The organism is Clostridium lapidicellarium (assembly GCF_041224415.1).
GTDB classification, from domain to species: domain Bacteria; phylum Bacillota; class Clostridia; order Clostridiales; family Clostridiaceae; genus Clostridium_B; species Clostridium_B lapidicellarium.
Genome location: NZ_JBGFFE010000051.1, coordinates 1 through 2,958, shown reverse-complemented (window position 1 = coordinate 2,958; position 2,958 = coordinate 1). Strand labels below are relative to the sequence as shown.

General features: G+C 43.8%; 4 protein-coding genes and 1 pseudogene. All 5 read left to right on the top strand.

Annotated features, from left to right (window positions below; genetic code table 11):
* The first annotated feature begins 21 nt into the window (after positions 1-21).
* Complete coding sequence (locus AB8S09_RS15710; protein ID WP_294185344.1) at positions 22-621, top strand: BMC domain-containing protein; 600 nt, start codon at positions 22-24, stop codon at positions 619-621.
* Positions 621-1,271, top strand: coding sequence for a phosphate propanoyltransferase (locus AB8S09_RS15705; RefSeq protein WP_294185345.1), 651 nt, complete (start codon positions 621-623; stop codon positions 1,269-1,271). Before AB8S09_RS15710 ends, AB8S09_RS15705 begins: the two co-directional genes overlap by 1 nt.
* A 4-nt stretch (positions 1,272-1,275) precedes the next feature.
* Positions 1,276-2,109, top strand: a complete 834-nt coding sequence (gene eutJ / locus AB8S09_RS15700; RefSeq protein WP_294185346.1) for an ethanolamine utilization protein EutJ — start codon at positions 1,276-1,278, stop codon at positions 2,107-2,109.
* Positions 2,093-2,701, top strand: a complete 609-nt coding sequence (locus AB8S09_RS15695; protein WP_369869546.1) for a flavoprotein — start codon at positions 2,093-2,095, stop codon at positions 2,699-2,701. Before eutJ ends, AB8S09_RS15695 begins: the two co-directional genes overlap by 17 nt.
* Positions 2,698-2,958 (top strand): annotated as a pseudogene (locus AB8S09_RS15690) (hypothetical protein); the annotation flags it as partial. The gene AB8S09_RS15695 and the pseudogene AB8S09_RS15690, both read left to right, overlap by 4 nt.

Below are 2,958 nucleotides of genomic sequence, written 5' to 3'. Positions count from 1 at the left end.
TTTAACAAGGGAGGGATTTTTATGAGTGGAAAGGCCCTTGGTATTATAGAAACTGTTGGAATGGCTGCAGCCGTGGAAGCTGCAGATAGTTGTGTGAAATCAGCAAATGTAACTCTTATAGGTTATGAACTGACAAGAGGGAGAGGCCTTGTAACAATAAAAATAGAGGGAAATGTAGGAGCTGTCAAAGCTGCAATAAATGCGGCAAAAGTAAGTGCAGGCAAAGTCAATAAAGTTTATTCCAGTGTTGTCATACCAAGGCCTGCAAAAGATTTAGACAGTATCATAAAGTCAAAATATACGGTCGGTCTTGAAAAAGATCGGGAAAATTTAAATTCAGGAGAAGAGAAGAATTCCGACGTAGGGGAAAAACCTGAGGAAAAGAAAAGTCAGGAGGTTGAAATTGAGTATGATGCCGGTGCCGTTTATGACCAGCAGGATGAAAAACCTTCTGAAGATGAAAAAATTCAAGAAGAGAACTCAAAGAAAGACAAAAAGGAAGATAAAGAAGTATGTAATATATGCCATGATCCCAAATGTCCCAGAAGGAAGGGGCAGCCGAGGAACCTGTGCATCCATTACAAGAAGACAAAAGAAATACAGGAGGGTGACAGAGAGTAATGCAGGTCAGTGAAAAATTTGTAGAAGATCTAGTAGCAAATATAGTAAATGAAAGTAAAATTAAGAACAAGGAATTTTCCATACCGGTAGGTATATCAAACAGGCATATTCACGTTACCCAGCAGGATCTGGAGTGTTTGTTCGGCAAAGGGTATGAGCTCACGGTCAGGAAGGAAGTAAAACAGCCGGGCCAGTTTGCCGCAAACGAGACTGTTGCCATTGCAGGTCCCAAAGCATTTTTCCCAAAGGTGAGGATTTTGGGTCCGGTTAGGAAGTACAGCCAGATTGAAATATCCAGAACTGATTCATATAACCTGGGAATAAAGGCCCCGGTCAGGAAATCCAGGGATCTTGGAAATTCTGAAACTCTCACAGTGATAGGTCCCAGGGGAATTCTGGTTTTGAAAAATAAAGTTATATGTGCCAGCAGGCATATCCATATGCTCCCCTACCAGGCCGAATCCTACGGTGTAGAGGACGGAGACATGGTGGATGTGGAAACCAAGGGCCCCAAGGGAATTATATTCAAGAACGTACTTATACGGGTGAGCAACGCGTCCGCACTGGAATTTCACATAGATACGGACGAAGCCAATGCGGCAGAGCTAAAGAGCAGTGACTTGATTAGAATAATAGGTTTGAGCAGGTGATTAAATGGTAAAAAATGTGCTTGATCATGCGAATTCATTTATCGCAGAGGTGGAAAAATCTTTTCAAAATCCACATAAGGTACCTGAGGATCAGGATCTGAAAGTTGGAGTTGACCTTGGAACTTCAAATATCGTAGTAACGGTGCTGGATAAGAACGACAGGCCCGCTGCCGGGAAGCTGTATTCTGCCAGTGTTGTGAGGGACGGAATAGTTGTGGAATATCTGAAGGCGGTAGACATAGTCAGGGATTTGAAGAGGAAACTGGAAAATATCCTGGGGAGGAAGCTCGAGCATGCAGCTGCGGCCATACCACCCGGAATAAGTTCCGGCAATACCAAGGTTATTTCAAATGTAGTGGAGGCTGCCGATTTTACAGTCACAGACATAATAGACGAACCCACTGCGGCTGCGGATGTTTTGAAAATAGATGAAGGTGCGGTAGTGGATGTAGGAGGTGGGACCACCGGGATATCGGTATTGAAAGGCGGAAAAGTGGTACACTGTGCAGACGAACCTACGGGAGGACACCACCTGAGCCTGGTGATAGCCGGTGCACTTGGCATGGATTACGATAAGGCGGAAAAATATAAGATTGAAGAAGAGAACTATGACAGGGTGTTTCCTCTGGTGAGGCCGGTAATTGAAAAAATGGCAGATATAGTACTTAAAAATATCAAAGGTTATGATGTAAATACAATTTACCTGGTGGGCGGCACCTGCTGCTTGAAAAACATAGAGAGCATATTTGAAAAATATACTGATATAAGGACTATCAAACCCTGCAACCCCCTTCTTGTGACACCTGCGGGAATTGCCATGAATGATGCCGGCATATGAGAAGCCTGCACGGGAGATATGTAAGCGAGGTGAACAGATGGATATAGAAAATTTGGTGAGGACCATAGCTGAACGAATTATAGGCATGCTGGACAAAAGGGTGCTTGTGTTTATATCGGGAGGGGCTGTAAATTTAAAAGATATATTTGAAACGCTGGCTTCCATGGATATCCTCAAATATGACATAGTCATGACGAAATCCGCAGAGAAAGTTATTCCCGGAAAATATGTAGACGGCCTGAATGGAAGGTTGATAGACTGTAAGGAGGAGATGACAGGTGCGGTAAGAAGTGATGATCTGGTACTTGTGCCTGTCATGACTAGAAACACCCTGTCTAAATGTGCCCTGGGCATAGAGGATAACCTGGTAACCACAGGTATAGCGGAATCCCTTATGATGAACAAGAAGGTAATTGCAGTATCGGACAGTTTTGATCCTGAAAATCCGAGGAATATGAGCCTGGGACTTAGTAAAAACAAGGCCTATAATAGATTGATATCGAACTACAGAGATAATTTGTGCAGCCTCGGGGTTGATTTTATCCGGGGAGATGAACTGAAAGGGACTTNCCTGAAAATCCGAGGAATATGAGCCTGGGACTTAGTAAAAACAAGGCCTATAATAGATTGATATCGAACTACAGAGATAATTTGTGCAGCCTCGGGGTTGATTTTATCCGGGGAGATGAACTGAAAGGGACTTTGGAAAATGAATTTATTCTTTTAAACGGACGCGGCGGCGGTCCGCCCACAGAGAGTAGAAAAGAAGACGGCGTGCCTCCCGCTGCCGGCAGTGATCTGGCCGGTACGGGCAGAATATTATCTCATGTTGTAACTGCAGAGGATATT